The following is a 17,095-nucleotide window of genomic DNA, read 5'->3' as shown; positions in this document are numbered from 1 at the left end:
GCTAAATGAACAAGTCGTTTGAGCTTTTCAGCAAAGTATTCTCGCCGGGTTCCAGTTATACTAAAAGGATAAGTGTTGAAACGTAAGCGCAGACTGGCATAACCGAAAGGATGATTAAGAAATGGAAACTAGAGCAATCGCAGGTACAAGTAGGGCGGGACGTCCATGACTATGAGATCAAGCAAAATGGTCAAGGTGCCTAATGAACTGGTAAAGTTTCCGAATAAAAAAGGGAGCTTAAAGCTGGATGGGATGTCCGTTATCGAAATCTGCTTTTACACGCAAGGCATAAAAGGAACCTTTTTTTTGCAGGATCATCTTCTGCTAATTGTCAAGTCGGGTGTCTATACAGTTCGCTTCGGTGATCAAGAATATACGATGCGGAGCAACGAAATGATGTTTATTCATAAATCAATGGGAGTCGAGTACGAGAAAGCGGGTGAACCCGATTCCGAATACATCCTCGACTATATGATGTTTTTCCTGAACGAGAAGATCGTAGATGAATTTCTCAAATTCGCCGGTTTAAACCCGCTTTATCCCGTGAATGATGTTGTTCCGATAACAGTCTTTCCGATCAATGACCGCATTGGAAGCTATATCGAGTCGTTAAAACCCTATTTCGAGAACCCTGACGACGTCAAAGAAGGACTGGTTCGTGTGAAACTGATGGAATTGCTGTTTCATATAGCAGATTCGAATGATCGTTTGTTGCATCAAATGATGCAACCCATAAGCAAGGACAGAGGCAGCATCACAAAGATCATGGAGGAGAACTTCATGAATCCCGTTTCCCTTAACGACTTGGCCTATTTGTCTGGCAGAAGCCTGGCGGCGTTCAAAAGGGATTTTCAAGCAATATACAACACCTCCCCGCTCAAATGGGTTCGCAATCGAAGGCTAGATAAAGCCAAGGCACTGTTAGCGGAAACAGCGTTATCTGTTACGGATATCTGTTTTTCGACCGGATTCGAAAATATCGCTCACTTTTCCAAAGTATTCAAAGAAAGATTCGGACTTCCACCGTCAGAGTTTAGACGGCAGCTGAGGTTGGAGAAGGATGCCTAAAGGGGCTTGGAAATGAGCTAAATAAACAAATAGAATGAGCTTGTAGGCAAAGAAATGTATTCGTCTCCTTGATATTCTTATCTCATGCGGTAAACGCAGCCGTATTAAAACAAGAATAGGGAGGCAATTTTATGAATAAATCTAAGATCGTATTAATTACAGGTGGAAACAAAGGTATCGGTTTTGAGACAGCAAGGCAATTGGGAACTATGGGGTATGAGATTTTAATAGGAGCAAGAAGCGAAAATAAAGGACATGAGGCCGTAACGTTATTGGAAAAGGAGAAAATTACAGCTAAAACAGTGGTTCTTGATGTCACGGACCCCAGCTCCGTTCTCTCCGCAGCAGAATGGATTGAGCAAGAGTATGGATTGCTTGATATCTTGATTAATAATGCAGGCGTGTTTTTCGAAGAAAATATCACTCCAATTGAACTGGAATTGTCTGTTCTCAAGAGTACGTATGAGACAAACGTTTTCGGTGTATTTTCTGTCACTAAAGCAATGCTTCCACAGCTCAGAAATTCTTCTGCCGGAAGAATCGTTAATCTTTCCAGCGCCTTAGGCTCCTTAACCTTGAATTCAGACTCAACGTCGGAATTTTATAATGCGAATTCGCTCGCCTACAATAGTTCTAAAACGGCTGTAAATGCTTTAACCGTTTCCTTAGCCAAAGAATTAAGCGATTCTCCTATTAAAATCAACTCCGTTTGCCCTGGATTTACAGCTACCGATTTAAATGGTAATACTGGCTATCGTTCAGTCGAACAAGCAGCTTCCGTTGTAGTGGAGCTTGCCACAATAACTAGTGATGGTCCAACTGGCGGCTTTTTTGATGAGCAGGGAGTTGTGGCTTGGTGAACCTTGACGCAGGGGTAAGCTTTTTGGCTTACCGGATAGGTACTGCTAAAACAACATGCAACAGTTTATTTACTTTAACGTGCTTCGTGATGCATCCGCTATCCTCTAATAAATCAATGAGCTTGGGGAGCAGAACAGAATCCTCATCACCTTCATGCGCTGTGCTGCCTTCCCCGTCAATCATCAAATCGGCGATGCAGATCCGTCCGTGAGGTTTTAATACCCTGCGCATCTCCTGAATAGAGAGCAGCATTTGGTCACTTGTCAGATGATGCAGGGCAAAGCTCGAAACAATAAAATCAAATTTCCCGTCAAGGTACGGAAGTGCCAGGAAATTACCAAGCTTGGTCTCCATCTCTGGAAATTTGCGCTGGCACTTCTTTAACATTTCGTTGGACTGATCCACTCCAGCCATCACCGCACCTTCATGGATCAGTCGGCCGGCTAAATTTCCCGTACCCGTTCCAATGTCCAAACCCCTATCACCAAGGATGGGCGAGACCCACTTCACAACGAGCCGCAGCGCCTCATCATAGTCCCCATATTTCCGTGTGTCCTCTTGAACCAACTGATCGTGAACGCCGGCTAAGCGGTCATACCCCCATTTATCCTTCCATGTCCGTTGTTCCCTCAGTCTTCTCGAACCCTCCGCCAGAATGTAAATGTCGTCAAGCGGAAGTGCTTGGTCATTCTTGAGAGTTTCAATCATTTGGTCTGTTGTCTCGATAATCTGCTGCATTTCCACCCACTTGGAGAACATGACGGACCGCTGGAGCTCCAACAAATATCGTAATTGACTGTTTCCTTGGTCTTCGATATCTAGCAATGCAGTCCGAATCTCACTAACCGGCATTCCTGATTCCCTGAGTGCAATGATCGTCTGCAAGCGCCAAATATCTTCTTCGTCAAACCTCCGATACTGATTGTCAGCTTGTTTGGAAGGAGCAATGAGACCTTTGGCTTCGTAAAACCGAATCGCGCGTTGCGATATTTTCAGCATATCAGCGACTTCTTTTATTTTCATGAGCTAGACCCCTTTATGTTCTTGACCCTCACTTAACGTCAAGGTTTAGTATAAACCCTAGAAAAGGAGGCTGTCACGATGAAGACGTTAATCAAAGGCTCGACCATCTTAACCATGGGAAACGAGGAACCCTACATCGGGGATATTCTCATTGACGGGGACCGCATAGCGGACATTCAGTCCATTATATCTACTGGGGCAGATGTGATCATTCATGGCGGGGGGATGGCTGCAATGCCCGGGCTGATCAACGCCCACCAACACTCGTCTATGAGCTTATTGCGGGGATTTTCCGACGATTTGAAGCTTATGGATTGGTTGAACCAGAAAATGCTCCCTGCTGAAGCACGCATGACTCCAGAGGATATTTATTGGGGAGCAAAGCTCGCGATGGCGGAAATGATTAAATCGGGTACGACAACCTTCGCCGACATGTACATTCACATGAATGAAATCGCGGCAGCGGTAGAAGAGGCCGGTATGCGGGCTTCTTTAACACGGGGGCTCACCTTCCTCGAAAATGACGGAGGGCCGCGAATGTCCGAGGCGCTTGATCTCGTTCGTCACTGGAGCGGTGCAGCGGAAGGCAGAATCACGACCATGCTAGGTCCGCATTCCCCTTACACTGTTCCTCCGCAGCCATTTAGAGAGCTTATCGAATTAGCGGAGCAGGAGGACATACCGTTACATACTCATTTAGCCGAAACGAAAGAGGAAGTCATTCAGATTCGGGAAAAGCATAATCAGACCCCAACCGAATATTTGTATCACCTCGGTCTGTTTGAACAGGCGCATGTGCTCCTCGCACATAGCGTGCATCTAAATCGCCGTGATATCGGTTATCTGAAGAGTATGCGGGGCGGAGTGTCCCATAATCCAGTGAGCAATCTCAAGCTTGGCTGCGGCATAGCACCGATTCAGGATATGGCTGACCAAGGGATTACAATTGGTTTAGGCACGGATGGGGCGGGCAGCGCCACCACGTTAGACATGTTCGAGGAGATCCGGGCAGCAACATGGCTGCAAAAGTTGGATTACGGGGACCCCACGAAGCTTCCCGCAATGGATGCTCTTCGCATGGCGACGGCTGGAAGTGCGCAGTTGCTCCGCATCGCCCATGAGGTGGGCACGCTCGAAATCGGGAAGAAGGCAGATATCATCTTAGTAGATATGAAAAAACCCCACTTGCAGCCGATACACAACATCCATTCACTGCTCGCATACAGCGCCAACGGTGCGGACGTGGACACCACCATCGTTAACGGAAAAGTGTTAATGCAGGGCCGTCAGCTGCTCACCATCGATGAAGACGAGTTATTAGAGCAAGTATCACTGCGCTCTAAGCGTATCGTTGAAGGCATCTAATTCCTGAATATTTAAAGCGCGGGCAGATCATGTCCGCGTTTTTCATTGATTAATTTTGCGTTAAACTGCCCGTTAGCTTAATGAAGCGCCGCACTAGCTATATATTTAATTTCCTTTAAACATCGGCATATGGTCTTGTTTTTGTTGAGGTTGTGATTCTATGCGAATACTGCATAAAAAACAATATATACCCACTTTATCAGTTAAACTTGATTTGGTAGGGATCACTATTGTCCACAAGTATACGGATCACATTCAAAGGGAGGCCTGATAATCATGATTTTGGAGGATTTGTATTATGGGAGTTTGCGTCCCAATGAGCGGATGAAGCCAAACGATCCGGAATCTCGAAGGATTAATCAGCGGATTATTGATTCATTAGAGATGCTTAAAGAGAGACTACCAAAAGAAGATTTTGATCAGGTCGAGGAACTGCTGGAGCTACATAGTGAATCCTGTTCGCTGCATTCGGCATTATCTTTTATCCAAGGGTACAAAATAGGTGCGTTAATGATGATTGAGGTGTTTAGCGGAGAGAGGGAGTAATCACTAAGGCATAAATTAGCAGTGAAGGAACCGGGGCGTAGGGGATCTTCGGTTTTTTATTGCGAAATATCAAGTTAAAATTTCATTATTCATTCCTAAATGGACATACCAATAGCATGTGGGAATTTATGGTATTTCATAGTCTTACGTGTTATAATACTGAACAATTATAAGTAAACTTAATCATAGTGATAGATTTTTAGTGGAGGTCGACTTAAATGAATAAAACACCTGAAGGTATTAGTATGTCTTTCCTTAAAACTGCTAAAAGATTACCTAGAAAAGGCGGGAAGATTGTATTAGATCGAAATAATCCTGAACATGTATCTTGGACAGAAGAGTTTTCGAACTGCTTAATTCGCGGCCAAGTTTTTGAGATTGCAAGAAAGAAATGATTTATAAGGAGTCCACACCATGAAACTAGGAGCAACCTTATACATTAAGAATACCACTGAAGCTGTAGCATTTTATTCAGAAGCCTTTGGACTTACCCTGGGCTATCATGAGAGATTCCCGGATGGCACATTTATGCACGCATCATTACTTAGAGATGGACAAGAGATATTTGCAGTCAGTGAATCACATAATGATAGCTTTGTGGATATCATGCGCTCATCATCACTAGAGGGATCACGTCCAACTATGAGTTATGGGATTAACTTTGAGCGTGAAGAAGAAGTGAACAAGGCATATGAAATGCTAGCGAAGGGCGGCACGGTGTTATTTCCGTTAGGCGCCCTTCCCTGGAGCTCCTGCTGTGCTGAAGTCGTCGATAAGTACGGTGTGTACTGGTATATCACGGTAGATCCTTCTTCTCAATGAAGCTCACCGTATTGCCGTCGGGGTCAAGGAACCAGAAGGAGTAGGCGCCCCACGGTCTGCGCTCAGGTGGAGAGGTAATCCCGATGCCGGGGATGGCTTGCATGAGACGGTCATATTCAGCCAAGACATCATGGGCATAGAACATTAGTGACATATTCTTGTCATTGACCACATTCACTTGGCCTGGATTGTAGACCGCAAGCTGGGCGCTGTCGAATCCATAATGCTGCCCTTCAACAACCGGAGACTCCTTGAGCACGATTTCATAAAAAGCAGCCAGGCGCGGCGCATTGTCAGTCAGAATACAAACTCCGCAAAGCTTCATGTGTATACCTTCTTCCTATTTTTGCATTTATTTTAATTTTCTGAATAGCGTGCCTGAAGCTTTTGCTTATGCGATATCAAGATATCTTCAAGCGATATATCATATTTATTGGCGATGACAATGAGATTTCCTAGAACATCTCCAAGTTCTTCTGTTAATTCAGCTTTATTCTCTTGAAATGTGCCTGCAACCTCGTCTGGACGATCCCTGCCAATCTCTAATGCACGAATTGCGCGGGCGACTTCCCCAGTTTCTTCAGCAAGAAATCCAATACGAACAAATATATCTAAGTCCGACCAGTTACGATTCTTGTAATATTCCCTAACCCATTGTTGAAATTCAGTGATATCCATGTTTCCCTCCGGTATAAGAAAATTGTTAGACTCAAAAACTCGAATATAATAATACCATAACTACGCTCATTGTAATTTGCTTTCGGTGTTAGCTGTTACCATTCAACTACTTCGTCCGCCCAAAGAAAAACGAATATTTATCTGCCGTCCCCAACTCCGTAGTCTCTGTAAGATCCATAAGCTGTAATGCCTTCAATAGAGACCCGACTTGTTCGTGCATCAGGTTCACATCGAATTTATCCATTTCTCTGTCTGCGCTATCTACCAGGAGATAATCTGGCATGGGGATCAGTCCAATCATTGGAATCCCGGCATTGAACAGGGGCTGACTCTCACCGAATTGAAACTTATTATGTCCGCGCAGGATAACGGTCCGGGTGTTATTTCTATCTTCAACAGCTTTCATCCAAATGGCTTCCATCCTTTCATTCCCTGCGTAGGTGAATTCTGTACTTATTTTACCAGTCGGTGCATATTGTCCGGAAGCATTGTCCTTCCATTCTAAGCTGCCCAGATGCTCTACAGTGAGTCCTGCCACGGCTTTCAGATGTCCATCTTTACCATCCCACAGCTCAGGATGAGCCTGCATCCAGGTTGAGGTTGCCTGCGAGGTACCTTTGAATTCGGGCAATCTGAAATGTCCTGTTACGAAGGTGAAGATCATAGTCCGTTCTGGCTGCTCCTGCTGCTGCAGGTAACGAATCATGGAGAGCATGCCAATCGCACCGTCTTCTTCTACCACATTCACACCATCGGTATGCGTATTTACAATGATCGATTCCTTTTTGTTCTTTCCTTCAAGTTTCACATAAAAAGATTCGGTCGGCGCATGTTCCTGTTTTTCTGCCTCTAAAATCACTGTGCCCGCCTTATGTTCCTTAGCTGCGTTGATTACCTTCTGCCCAGCTGTTTTATTGACCCAAACGGCTGGAATTCCTAAATAATGCTCGGTGAAGGGGAGGTATTGCTTCTCAGCCTTTTCATCTGAAACACCATCCCAGACGATAATGACTGCTTTGACGCCCTGTTCCTTGGCTTCGTCCAATTTAGCATGCTTCAAAGCTGTGGTAAGGACCAGATCGCCTTCATCTGAAGGAATACCGCCCGGCGCCCCAAATTTTTCGCGTATATTCATCACCAGTGCCATGGGGAAATTCTTAAAGTTCTTGATTTCAACGACGGCTATTTTGCCCTTGGCTTCCTCATATTTACCAGGTTTGGTGTAGACAAACTCTCCGGTAACTCCATTTGTATCGGTCTTGCCTGAGTAAGGAAACGCAGAGGATACATGAATTTCCTGGTTATCAATGATTACAGAGCTGTTCTTCTCTTCCCAGCGATCAAAAGTATACTTATCACGGTACACAGTAAGACCCATACCCGTCACCTGCTGCTGTATCCATGCAATGAACTGATTGTGACCTTCAGATCCCGTTGTACGGCTGCCAAAGGAATTCATTTTTTCAATATTGTCCAACATGGTGGTTGAAGAATCAAGCTGGTCATTGTTGATTTCTACAGTTAATTCAGCTGGCAGAGTAACAGACCCCGTAATAGGCTGAACATATAGGTTAACGATCCAAACCACACTGGCAACTAAAGCTACAATTCCGAACAACACTCTCCGAACCACTAGAAAGACCTTCCGGCTCTTATGCACATCACCTGCAAAAAACACATTCCATATCCCTGCTACGATTAGCAGTAGAATAGCAAATGCGAATATCCAAAACTCCTTAGTGGCCAAGAATAAAATCTCGGTTACCAGGGCAACAGCATAGAGCCAAAACAGTTTACCTCTTTTTTTGAAGTGAAAAGTATAAATACCTAATTGTGCCAAAAGTACGATTATTGCTAGTACAGCGAACGACATTTCTTTCCCGATCAATACAGAAGTACCAAGCGCTAGAATCAGGAATACAATCCCCGACAATTCTCGATTTAATTGACTTCTCATAGTTTACCTCTCTCGTTATAAGCATATTTGCCCGTTTTTTAAGTGTACCATTAACTATATTTCACTATAAGGGTTGAAGTATACTTCAAGGTCAAGGCAAGCTTTTGGATTTACCCTCGTTGCAGGGAACGGCTGCATCAATACGTCTTACTAGTTAAGTACATCTTGAACCAGACGACAGATCTTGAAGGAGCTTAATCATGAAGAAGACAACGCGAAGAAAAGAAATGCTGCTGAAAGGCATTGCGATGCTGCTAATCCTAATCCTTGCTGCGGCTGCATGCCGGCATGAGATTGGAACGCTTTTGACCTCAGGGAAGGTTGACAGTGAGTCCGCTATGGTACAGAGCATCATGGACAAGACAGCGACTCCAGGGGTAGCAATTCTATCCGCCACAGGCGGCAAAACAGAATTCAAAACCTACGGCTACGCTGATAAGGCGCAGGGTAAGGAGGTCACAGCGGATTCGCTTTTTGAGCTAGGCTCAACGACTAAGGCGTTTACGGCGCTTGCTGTGATTATGCTACAGAATCAGGGGGCTTTGGCTTATACCGATGACGTCTCGCAATATCTGCCAGAGTTCGCTCCGACCTATAAGGGGGAGAAGATTAAGATCACCATTAACCAGCTACTCTCACATACCAGCGGAATACCATCCTGGAGCATTCGCCTGATCCCTGAAGGTTCAGGTAAGGAGCAGCTTGCAGCGACCATACATAAGATGTCCAGCCTTGCGCTGGATACTAATCCAGGCAGTGCCTATCAGTACGCAACAGTGAATTACGATATCCTGGCAGCGATCATTGAGCGGGTTACAGGGCGGAGTTATCAGGATTATGTGACGCAGCAGATCCTTAAGCCGCTGGGGATGAACGACAGCTATTTCTCGACAGGACAGGAATGGAAGCCGGAGAAGCTTGCACAGGGTTATCGGGTGTTTTTTGGCAAAAGCATGGCCTACGATGCTCCCAGATACTACGGAAATATAGCCGCAGGGTATCTGGTGACCAATCTGAAGGATTTGCAGCACTGGGTCAACGCTCAGATGGGAAGCGGTGAGGTGCCGGATAATCTAAGAAAGGCCATTCAACAATCCCATGAGCCTGACCTTCGTACAACGGGGCATGAAGCTGAGAACCAATTCTATGCCTTCGGCTGGAGCCAAGACCGGGAGACGAAGGTGATCCGTCATAGTGGAAGCAATCCGAATTATTCTTCCCAGGCGATCATCGATCCAGAACGTAAGGAGGGGGTGTTCGTACTGGCTAATCTGAACTCTACCGCACCTACGCTGATTGCCCAGAATATTTATGACCAGATGCAAGGGCAGCCGATGAAGACCTTCAAGTATGACGACACCTATATCCTAATGGACGGGATAGGTTCGCTTTTAGTAGTGTTAACTGTGATTGGGATTGCGTTTAAGCTCATCCGGCTGGCAGGAGGGAGAAGCGATTTTGCCACAGAGAAGGGAATCCGCCGTCAAAAGCTCAAGGCCCGTGTTACCCTGCTCATCAGAGCGCTGTTGTTAGTATTGGTGCTAGGCTGGCCTTTTTTGGTAAACTACAATTACACTATGATTAGTGTATGGATGTCCTATTCGATATTGCTGTGGATGGGGCTGGCATCGTTTAGCTGCGTGTTGTCTATGGTTCTGGCGGGCAGGAATTGGCGGTGACTGGAGTCTCCAGCAGTCTAGCGAACATTGATTATTATGAAAGGAGCAAATCCCATGATCTACATAACCGGCGACATTCACGGTTCCATCAGTGTGGCCAGCCGTTTTAATTCAAGGAACTTCCCTGAAGGCAGGACGCTGACGAAGCAGGATTATGTTATTATCGTCGGGGACTTTGGCTTGTTGTGGGCAGATGATGCGGAGGATCGCTTTTGGCTAAAATGGCTGACTGAGAAACCGTGGACCACCCTGTTTATTGACGGGAATCACGAGAACTTTGATCTGCTCGAATCGTATCCCGTCTCCGAATGGAACGGCGGTCGGGTGCATCACATTACCCCTAGTATCATTCATTTAATGCGCGGCCAAGTCTTTGAGCTCGAAGGGAAAAGCTTTTTCGCCTTTGGCGGGGCGGCTTCACATGATAAGGAGTACAGGAAGGTTGGCGTATCCTGGTAGGAGCGCGAAATGCCAAGCCCGGAAGAATACCAGGAAGGCATCCGCAATCTGGAAAAGAACCAGTGGAGAGTGGACTATGTGTTGACGCACACTTGCTCCTATGATGCGCTTCAGTGGATCAAAGGGCGCTATCATACGAATGTGGAAGTTGACCCCATGCACACGTATTTCAACGAAATTAAGTTCAGACTGGACTATGGGAAATGGTTCTTTGGGCATTTTCATCATAATGCAGAACTGCCGGATGAACAGGTGTTGTTGTATGAAGATCGGGTAAGATTAGATGAGTAGAGGAAAGGTGAGCTGAGATGAGCAGAGAGATTAAATTGGATTTAAGCCGTATCGTGTTTATTGGACGTACATTTGAAGAGTATATGTCCATGTTTAATTTAACACAGAGGGAATTGAAGGGACGGTCCATTCTGGATTGCCCCGCTGGAGCATGTTCGTTCACGGCCTATGCGAATAAACTAGGTGCCGACGTAACGGCAACGGATATCGCTTATTTTCATGATTATGAGGATCTTCACACAAAAGGCATGAACGACTTGGAACACGCCATGACCAAAATGGAAAGTGCCCAAACGAACTACGTATGGGATTATTTCCAATCCGTTGACGAACTGAAACAACATCGATCCCGCGCCTTAACTGATTGTGCAGAGGATATGAAGAACTATCCCGAGCGTTACATTGCATCCGCATTGCCCTCGCTCCCATTCAAGGATAAGCAATTTGATATGACACTGTCTGCACACTTTTTGTTTATGTATTCAGATCGGCTAGATTTTGATTTCCATAGGCAAGCAATCCAAGAGTTACTTCGGGTAACCAAACAGGAAATCCGGATTTTTCCTTTAGTCAGCCTTTCAGGAGAGAGATATCGTCAATTGGATGAGCTGCTCACCTTCTTACATCAACAAGGTTGTTCAACTGAAGAAATAACGGTCGGATACGAGTTTCAAAAGGGAGCAAACAGCATGTTGAAGATCACTCTTTAGATTATGGTATAAACTGAGTTAAATCGATAAAGGCGCTAACTCCATGTTAGTGTCTTTTCATTTATTCCTAAGCTTCGCCATACTTCCGCCATGTTCTGGTTCCATCTACTCTGACATAATACGGTAATAGAACAGAGGATGGTTTTACACCAGCTCTTAAGGAGGAATTGGCATGTTTCATAAAACAGTGACGCTGCAGCCTTTTGCAGATATTTCGGAGTATACTGAAGGGTTCAAGATCGTCTCGGCTCAATTAGGTGGAGATGGCTGCGTATATGTCCTGCTGATTAACCAGATCCCGGAACGGAAACGAGGAATGTTCGTCCAACCGGCTTTGAAGCAACCACATACCTACAAGGTCCTGATGGTAGAAAGTAAAGATTATATCGATGAAATTATATTTCCAGATCAGCATTTCAATTATCATTATGTTCAGCCGCTTCGCAGACATCTGCTGCTGGTTGGTGCACGCAGTACGTATTATGGTGCAGGTAAATATGATCTGAACGCCAAAGTGTGTGATTATACAGGACGTACCGTTCGTGAGTTCCTGCTTGGAGACGGGATTCAGAATGTTCAAGTGACGGAGAAAGGTACCATCTGGACCAGTTATTTTGACGAAGGTGTATTCGGGAATAACGGTTGGGATCAGCCTGTCGGTGAACACGGCCTGGTGGCCTGGGATGAGCATGGCAACAAATTATACGAAGATCATGTGTCGGATATTGCCGATTGTTACGCTTTAAATGTTGTCCGTGAAGAGCAGGTCTGGTTTTATTATTATACGGACTTTTTGCTCGGCTGCATCTCAGGCGGACCCAGTCAGCCCAAGGTTACGTTTATCAATCCTGAGATTTCAGGTTCGGCCGGGTTCTGCACGGATGGTTGTCACTTCTTGTTCGATGGCGGTTACGGCAAACACGGAGAATATGTTATCAAAAAACATGAAAAAGCAAGCTTGACCAAAGGGCATAAGATACAGTTTCTGAATGAAAAATCTGAGCCTCTTGTGCCAGTCACGCAAGATTTTCGGGAAGATCTCGTGCTGTTCTGTGCAGATGATATGTTGTATCAGGTTTCGGTTAAAGAATTGCTGTGATGCTGCGGGTACCTTATGATTGTAATACAATAAGGAATTGAGGCTATGGTTTCGTTTTCTAATCAAATCTTTTGTAGTTTAATAGGAGTGAATTCAGTGAGATTAGAAGATTACGCATGGAATAAACATGAGCAAAAATTAAAAGAAGAACAAACAGAATTCAAGCATAGTAACCCTAAAATAAAAATTATAGATAACACCGAATTGCGCAATGAAATTGAAGAGGCTCTTGAAAAAATACCGCAGAAGTTAGTTGCTCAATGGACTTTAAAAGTAGCAACTCCGTACTTGGATTACTTAGATGACCATTTAAAAAATGACTCACGAATACATTTAGGGATAGAAACTTTACAAAAACGAATAGACGGAAGCATTAGAGCCTCCGATTTACGGAAAGTTGGATTTGTAGTTAATGAATTGGCGAAAGAATCCAAATCAGACATTAGCAAGTATTCTGCACGTTCATTTGCCCAAGCCATTGCAACAGGACATATGAGAGGACATGCTTTAGTTAGCAGTGATTACGCAATAAGGGCAACAAATGTATTAACTGATAACTCCACAGATTCTTCAACAAAGGAGAGGGAAAGACAATTGAATTTAATACATGAAGTAATTCTAACGCCTCCAGAACTTCAAGCTTGAAGCATTACACCGAAGAAGGTATGCTGCCGATAGGCCTCGGATGAAACTTTCTTAGCATGTGATACGTACACCATAATATGGTAGGGTTATTGCATTGTGCGGAAATTGAGGGCTTCAACTTCTATTAAGTATAAGATCGCTTTCGAGGACTATGTAAAATAATACGTATGTAGAATGAGGTGAACGATATGACGATACTGCCTGTTATAATATTTATCCTGGTATTTGTACCTTCCATTGTACTCATCGTGAGTATGCCGTATTTAACAAAAGAGACGATTAGTTTCGGAGTCACCGTCAGCGCTGTCCAATTCCACAGTGAGCCGATGCGTCAGATGCGGAAGTCGTATGCTAGGATTAGTGCAATTTTACATACCATCCTATTCATTGTTGGCATCTTATGCCTACTCTACAGCGATGAACATTCGAGGCAAATCAGTTGGGTCATTATCTCCTATGCACTCGCCATCCTCGTAATCTCCCTGGTTATTAACTTTAGGTATCATTTGAAAATGAAAAGCGTACTGCCTATGCTACCTGCTGCTCCGGAATCATCGATCATGGAACCAGGTTTGCGGAAAGGAAATGTTGGCCTGCCCAGTCATTGGTTCCTCATTCATGCTGTTATTATTGTGGTTAATATTGTAACAGTGCTGCGCAACTACGATCTGATTCCTGACCAGCTTCCGGTCCATTTCAACGGCAGTTGGACCGTAGACCGCTATATAGATAAATCTTATAGTATCGTGTTTATACCTACGATCATGCAGGTGTTAGGAATCCTTCTGTTCATATATGAATATTGGAGAATGCGCAGAGGGAAGCAGCAGGTTAGGGAAGACTTAACTTACCGCCGTGCCTGGTCGAATTTTATGATTACAGCAAGCTTCTTGTTCGTTATCCTGTTATCCGTAGTGCAGCTAAATATGACGTCTCTGCTTAATATTAATTTTGTTATCCCCGTTGTCCTAAGCATAATTGCCTTTATCATCCTATACGCCTACACCTTAACGTACTGGGCTGGTCAGCGCGAAAGCCGCTAGACATGAGCAGATGGTTGAGCGCTGGATCAGCCACACCTCAAATTCTGAGTACCGCTGATCCAACACGCTCCAACGCAACGAAGTTGCTTCTACCTACAGCCCAAGGTTATTTCCTCAAGCTTAATCCTCAATTTGCCTACCGCTTCTTCACCGGCACCCATACTTCAACTTCGGCATCCATAGGATTGCCATTGGTTAGTACCTCCGCGATCGGGTGTCCGGTATACACATACTCATAATTATCGTTCAGGATGGCATCGAATGCCTCATCCTCCAGCCGGTCAAACGCGAGACGCGACAAGCCGCCCTGACCCGACAACACCAAATACTCTCCTCCCGGAAAAAGCACTTCACCCGCAGCCTCCGGCTGGGGCCTGGGCGACTGAACGCCTGCAACATACAGGATCTTTCCATCTTCCTGGGCAATCGCGGCGAAGCCGTAGGGACTCTCAGATAAGGGACGCAGGGAGGCCATAGAGCCGTTCTCCAGCGTGCTTTTGAAAAAAGCCGTTTTGAGCTGTGAATACGCAGGATCGTGGACCGCCCCACCTTCACTTATAGCCGTCTTGAACCCAATGATGCGGAATGCTTCCTTCGTTTCAATTCTGGTCGAAATCATGACAATGTACCTCCTGGATAGTGGGATTGGTGTATTCCAAGCAAGCATAATCTACCAACTGTGACACCTGTATGGCATACTTGATTAGAGGTGGTCATCATGAAAATGGATCGCTTAATTGCGCTCATTATGATCCTGCTGGAGCATGAGCAGATTAGTGCGCGCGAGTTAGCAGAGCGTCTCGAAGTCAGCAGACGAACGATTTACCGGGATATTGAAACGCTGAATAGAGCCGGCCTGCCCATCTATACGCTTATGGGAGCGTGGGGCGGTGTCGGCTTGATGAAATCCTACAAAGTGGGCAAAACCCTGTTCACCCCGCAAGAAATTCAGAACCTGCAGAATGGATTGCACAGCTACAAGCAGCTTTTTGGAAGAAGGGAAATGGTGTATGCAGCGGAGAAGCTGAACGCTCTCTACCCGGACAATGCGGAGGGCAGGCCGAATGCGCCGTTCGTCATGGATCTGTCCTTGAATGAAGGAAACGAGTCGCTGCGCAGCCTGTTCGGGATGATCGAGACGGCGATGAATGAGCACGCTGTGCTGGCTTTTGCGTATACGGATGCGCGGGGACAGAGCAGTGAACGGCGGGTGGAGCCGTATCAGGTGGTTTTTAAGGAGAGTAGCTGGTATTTGCAAGGTTATTGTCTCGGCAAAGAGGACTATCGGATCTTCAAGCTGGCCAGAATGAGCGGTCTCCAGGTTCTGAAGGAGCATTTCGCCCCAAGAGCATTCACACCCCTTCCTATGGATGGCGGCGATTGGCTAAGCCAGGGCTGGGTAGAGGTTACGATCCGGCTGGACCGCTCCGTCATGGATCGGGTGATCGAACGGTTCGGCGCTGACCATATTCTGCAGGTGGATGAACACCACTGCTGGGCCAAGTATCCTATTATTGCGAATGACTATGGCTACGACCGGCTGCTTGCTTTTGGAGATAAGTGTGAAGTGCTGGGGCCGCCAGAGATACGGAATGGGTTCAAGGCATATGTGCGGGGGATTATGAGGAAGTATGAGGGGGATTAGCGGTGTAGATTGGTGAGCGTGGCGGGATGAGATTTTTCCAAATGAAGGTGAATTAAGTTGAACTGGAGGATGCGGATGATGGGGGATGCCGGGATGGTGGAGAAGAAGGTTGGAGCGAGCGATTATCTGTCTTTAGCATTGTATGCGTTTGCAGGGTTTGGTCTTGAAGTGGTATTGTTGATGATATTACCATCCGTCTTGGGGGTGAAAAGTTCTGATTATACGCTGCTTCATCAATGTATTCACTGGGGAATTACCTGCTTGTTGTGGGGGAGTATGGCCGTATTTCTGATCAGGCTCTCCAAGCGGAAACACGATTTTGACATCATGAGGTTGAACGCTGAGCCAGATTCCAGGGGATGGTTGCTCGCGGTGGTGGTTTCGGTGATCGCCATTGCAACGACAACTGTCGTATGGGAGGGCTTTAAGCCGGTTCAGGAGTACAAGGACGTGGTGAGATTCGTATTTCAGAATATCTATTACTTGTTTGAAGCGGGCTTGATTCTGCTGACGATTGCGTTTGGTCAAAAGTTCGGTGAAGTGCTTTTTAAAAGAGACGGTCTGCCCTACGGCGGGATGTTCCTCGCACTCACTTGGGGCCTGATCCACATTCTGCTCCAGGGCGGACCGAGGGGGATTTATGCGTTCTTCATGTCACTACTTTACGGAACGATATACATAATGTTGAGAAAGAATGTGCGGTATTCGTATGTGGTGATTGCGGTTGTGTTTGTTTTGTGAGGTGCGGAGGGGCATGTAGATCAGATTTATAGTTGGGAGGGACTCAGATGGTATCAGAGCATTCCCAGTTCAGCTTTGCTGACTGTATGGGTATTCAATTAAAAGCGGAAGTAGAGAGGCAATTAATTGAGGATTTGAAGTGGTATGGAATCATCCAGGCTGATTATAGATTTGATTGGTCTGATTGTTGTATAGAAGGGCATCGGACTAAGTACTTAGATGGTGAAGTAGAAAACTTCTCTGACATCATGATTTTTAATGCCAAAGAAGAATTAGTTGCCGATGGGTGGATGGAGTTTATACACGAAGATGGTCAATTTATTGCTTACTGGAAGTTCCTTAGCGTGTATCTGGATGGGCAGGAAAAAGAGTTAAAAAAAGATTGTGGATTACCAATGCATATTTATAATCAGTTGCCAGATCCAGTAAAATTGAAATATAAGAATGAGCTATTGTTATGATG

Annotated in this window: 21 protein-coding genes; 16 read left to right on the top strand and 5 right to left on the bottom strand. The window is 45.4% G+C overall.

From position 1 onward, the window contains the following. The first annotated feature begins 165 nt into the window (after window positions 1–165). Together NST69_RS18045 and NST69_RS18040 are read left to right on the top strand one after the other, a co-directional pair. The gene (locus NST69_RS18045; RefSeq protein ID WP_036733438.1) at window positions 166–1,068 is read left to right on the top strand and encodes an AraC family transcriptional regulator; all 903 of its coding nucleotides are present in this window, start codon (window positions 166–168) and stop codon (window positions 1,066–1,068) included. A 131-nt stretch (window positions 1,069–1,199) separates the two neighbouring features. Beyond that, window positions 1,200–1,928 carry an SDR family oxidoreductase gene (locus tag NST69_RS18040; protein ID WP_342546697.1) on the top strand — a complete coding sequence of 243 codons (729 nt, stop codon included), beginning with the start codon at window positions 1,200–1,202 and terminating at the stop codon, window positions 1,926–1,928. A 28-nt stretch (window positions 1,929–1,956) separates the two neighbouring features. On the opposite strand, the gene NST69_RS18035 is transcribed toward NST69_RS18040, so the two are convergent. Then, window positions 1,957–2,952: a MerR family transcriptional regulator gene (locus tag NST69_RS18035; protein ID WP_036733443.1), complete on the bottom strand. Its 996-nt coding sequence runs from the start codon at window positions 2,950–2,952 to the stop codon at window positions 1,957–1,959. A gap of 78 nt (window positions 2,953–3,030) precedes the next feature. On the opposite strand from NST69_RS18035, the gene NST69_RS18030 reads away from it, so the two are divergent. From NST69_RS18030 to NST69_RS18015, 4 genes are all read left to right on the top strand, one after another. After that, on the top strand, window positions 3,031–4,317 hold the full coding sequence (locus tag NST69_RS18030) for an amidohydrolase (RefSeq protein ID WP_036733446.1): 1,287 nt from the start codon (window positions 3,031–3,033) through the stop codon (window positions 4,315–4,317). A 276-nt stretch (window positions 4,318–4,593) separates the two neighbouring features. Continuing rightward, window positions 4,594–4,863: a DUF6809 family protein gene (locus tag NST69_RS18025; protein ID WP_036733449.1), complete on the top strand. Its 270-nt coding sequence runs from the start codon at window positions 4,594–4,596 to the stop codon at window positions 4,861–4,863. A 218-nt stretch (window positions 4,864–5,081) separates the two neighbouring features. Next, the gene (locus tag NST69_RS18020) at window positions 5,082–5,258 is read left to right on the top strand and encodes a hypothetical protein (protein WP_155991703.1); all 177 of its coding nucleotides are present in this window, start codon (window positions 5,082–5,084) and stop codon (window positions 5,256–5,258) included. Window positions 5,259–5,277: 19 nt separating this feature from the next. After that, window positions 5,278–5,685 (top strand): VOC family protein, encoded by a 408-nt coding sequence (locus NST69_RS18015; RefSeq protein ID WP_036733452.1) that lies wholly within the window; start codon window positions 5,278–5,280, stop codon window positions 5,683–5,685. On the opposite strand, the gene NST69_RS18010 is transcribed toward NST69_RS18015, so the two are convergent. From NST69_RS18010 to NST69_RS18000, 3 genes are all read right to left on the bottom strand, one after another. Next, entirely contained in the window at window positions 5,660–6,010 is a 351-nt protein-coding gene (locus tag NST69_RS18010; RefSeq protein WP_051478756.1) for a VOC family protein, read from the bottom strand. The two genes, NST69_RS18015 and NST69_RS18010, sit on opposite strands and share 26 nt — an antisense overlap. Window positions 6,011–6,042: 32 nt before the next feature. Further along, window positions 6,043–6,363 carry a MazG-like family protein gene (locus tag NST69_RS18005; protein WP_036733455.1) on the bottom strand — a complete coding sequence of 107 codons (321 nt, stop codon included), beginning with the start codon at window positions 6,361–6,363 and terminating at the stop codon, window positions 6,043–6,045. 106 nt (window positions 6,364–6,469) lie between these two features. Next, complete coding sequence (locus NST69_RS18000) at window positions 6,470–8,320, bottom strand: M28 family peptidase (RefSeq protein WP_342546691.1); 1,851 nt, start codon at window positions 8,318–8,320, stop codon at window positions 6,470–6,472. A gap of 200 nt (window positions 8,321–8,520) precedes the next feature. On the opposite strand from NST69_RS18000, the gene NST69_RS17995 reads away from it, so the two are divergent. The 7 genes from NST69_RS17995 (at window position 8,521) to NST69_RS17965 (ending at window position 14,246) form a co-directional block, all read left to right on the top strand. Continuing rightward, the gene (locus NST69_RS17995) at window positions 8,521–9,999 is read left to right on the top strand and encodes a serine hydrolase domain-containing protein (protein ID WP_342546687.1); all 1,479 of its coding nucleotides are present in this window, start codon (window positions 8,521–8,523) and stop codon (window positions 9,997–9,999) included. A 54-nt stretch (window positions 10,000–10,053) separates the two neighbouring features. After that, the gene (locus tag NST69_RS17990; RefSeq protein WP_342546686.1) at window positions 10,054–10,458 is read left to right on the top strand and encodes a metallophosphoesterase family protein; all 405 of its coding nucleotides are present in this window, start codon (window positions 10,054–10,056) and stop codon (window positions 10,456–10,458) included. A 9-nt stretch (window positions 10,459–10,467) separates the two neighbouring features. Further along, entirely contained in the window at window positions 10,468–10,749 is a 282-nt protein-coding gene (locus NST69_RS17985; protein ID WP_342546685.1) for a hypothetical protein, read from the top strand. A 17-nt stretch (window positions 10,750–10,766) separates the two neighbouring features. Beyond that, window positions 10,767–11,459 (top strand): SAM-dependent methyltransferase, encoded by a 693-nt coding sequence (locus NST69_RS17980; RefSeq protein WP_342546684.1) that lies wholly within the window; start codon window positions 10,767–10,769, stop codon window positions 11,457–11,459. Between the two features lie 172 nt (window positions 11,460–11,631). Continuing rightward, window positions 11,632–12,558, top strand: coding sequence for a hypothetical protein (locus NST69_RS17975; protein ID WP_340952063.1), 927 nt, complete (start codon window positions 11,632–11,634; stop codon window positions 12,556–12,558). Window positions 12,559–12,654: 96 nt separating this feature from the next. Beyond that, complete coding sequence (locus NST69_RS17970; protein ID WP_342546681.1) at window positions 12,655–13,203, top strand: putative immunity protein; 549 nt, start codon at window positions 12,655–12,657, stop codon at window positions 13,201–13,203. 188 nt (window positions 13,204–13,391) lie between these two features. Further along, the gene (locus NST69_RS17965; protein ID WP_342546680.1) at window positions 13,392–14,246 is read left to right on the top strand and encodes a DUF1648 domain-containing protein; all 855 of its coding nucleotides are present in this window, start codon (window positions 13,392–13,394) and stop codon (window positions 14,244–14,246) included. A gap of 136 nt (window positions 14,247–14,382) precedes the next feature. Here NST69_RS17965 and NST69_RS17960 read toward each other — a convergent pair whose 3' ends face one another. Further along, window positions 14,383–14,865 (bottom strand): effector binding domain-containing protein, encoded by a 483-nt coding sequence (locus NST69_RS17960; RefSeq protein ID WP_342546679.1) that lies wholly within the window; start codon window positions 14,863–14,865, stop codon window positions 14,383–14,385. A gap of 105 nt (window positions 14,866–14,970) precedes the next feature. On the opposite strand from NST69_RS17960, the gene NST69_RS17955 reads away from it, so the two are divergent. The 3 genes from NST69_RS17955 (at window position 14,971) to NST69_RS17945 (ending at window position 17,093) form a co-directional block, all read left to right on the top strand. After that, a complete protein-coding gene (locus NST69_RS17955) occupies window positions 14,971–15,891 on the top strand; it encodes a YafY family protein (protein ID WP_342546678.1) in 921 nt (306 codons plus the stop codon). 75 nt (window positions 15,892–15,966) lie between these two features. Then, the gene (locus NST69_RS17950) at window positions 15,967–16,632 is read left to right on the top strand and encodes a hypothetical protein (protein ID WP_342546676.1); all 666 of its coding nucleotides are present in this window, start codon (window positions 15,967–15,969) and stop codon (window positions 16,630–16,632) included. 47 nt (window positions 16,633–16,679) lie between these two features. Next, the gene (locus tag NST69_RS17945; RefSeq protein ID WP_342546674.1) at window positions 16,680–17,093 is read left to right on the top strand and encodes a hypothetical protein; all 414 of its coding nucleotides are present in this window, start codon (window positions 16,680–16,682) and stop codon (window positions 17,091–17,093) included. Window positions 17,094–17,095: the final 2 nt, after the last annotated feature.

Source organism: Paenibacillus sp. FSL P2-0089, from assembly GCF_038595095.1.
Classification (GTDB): Bacteria; Bacillota; Bacilli; order Paenibacillales; family Paenibacillaceae; genus Paenibacillus_AQ; species Paenibacillus_AQ silagei.
The sequence above is the reverse complement of the archived record's forward strand: the minus strand, read 5'-3'. Positions and strand labels throughout refer to the sequence as shown.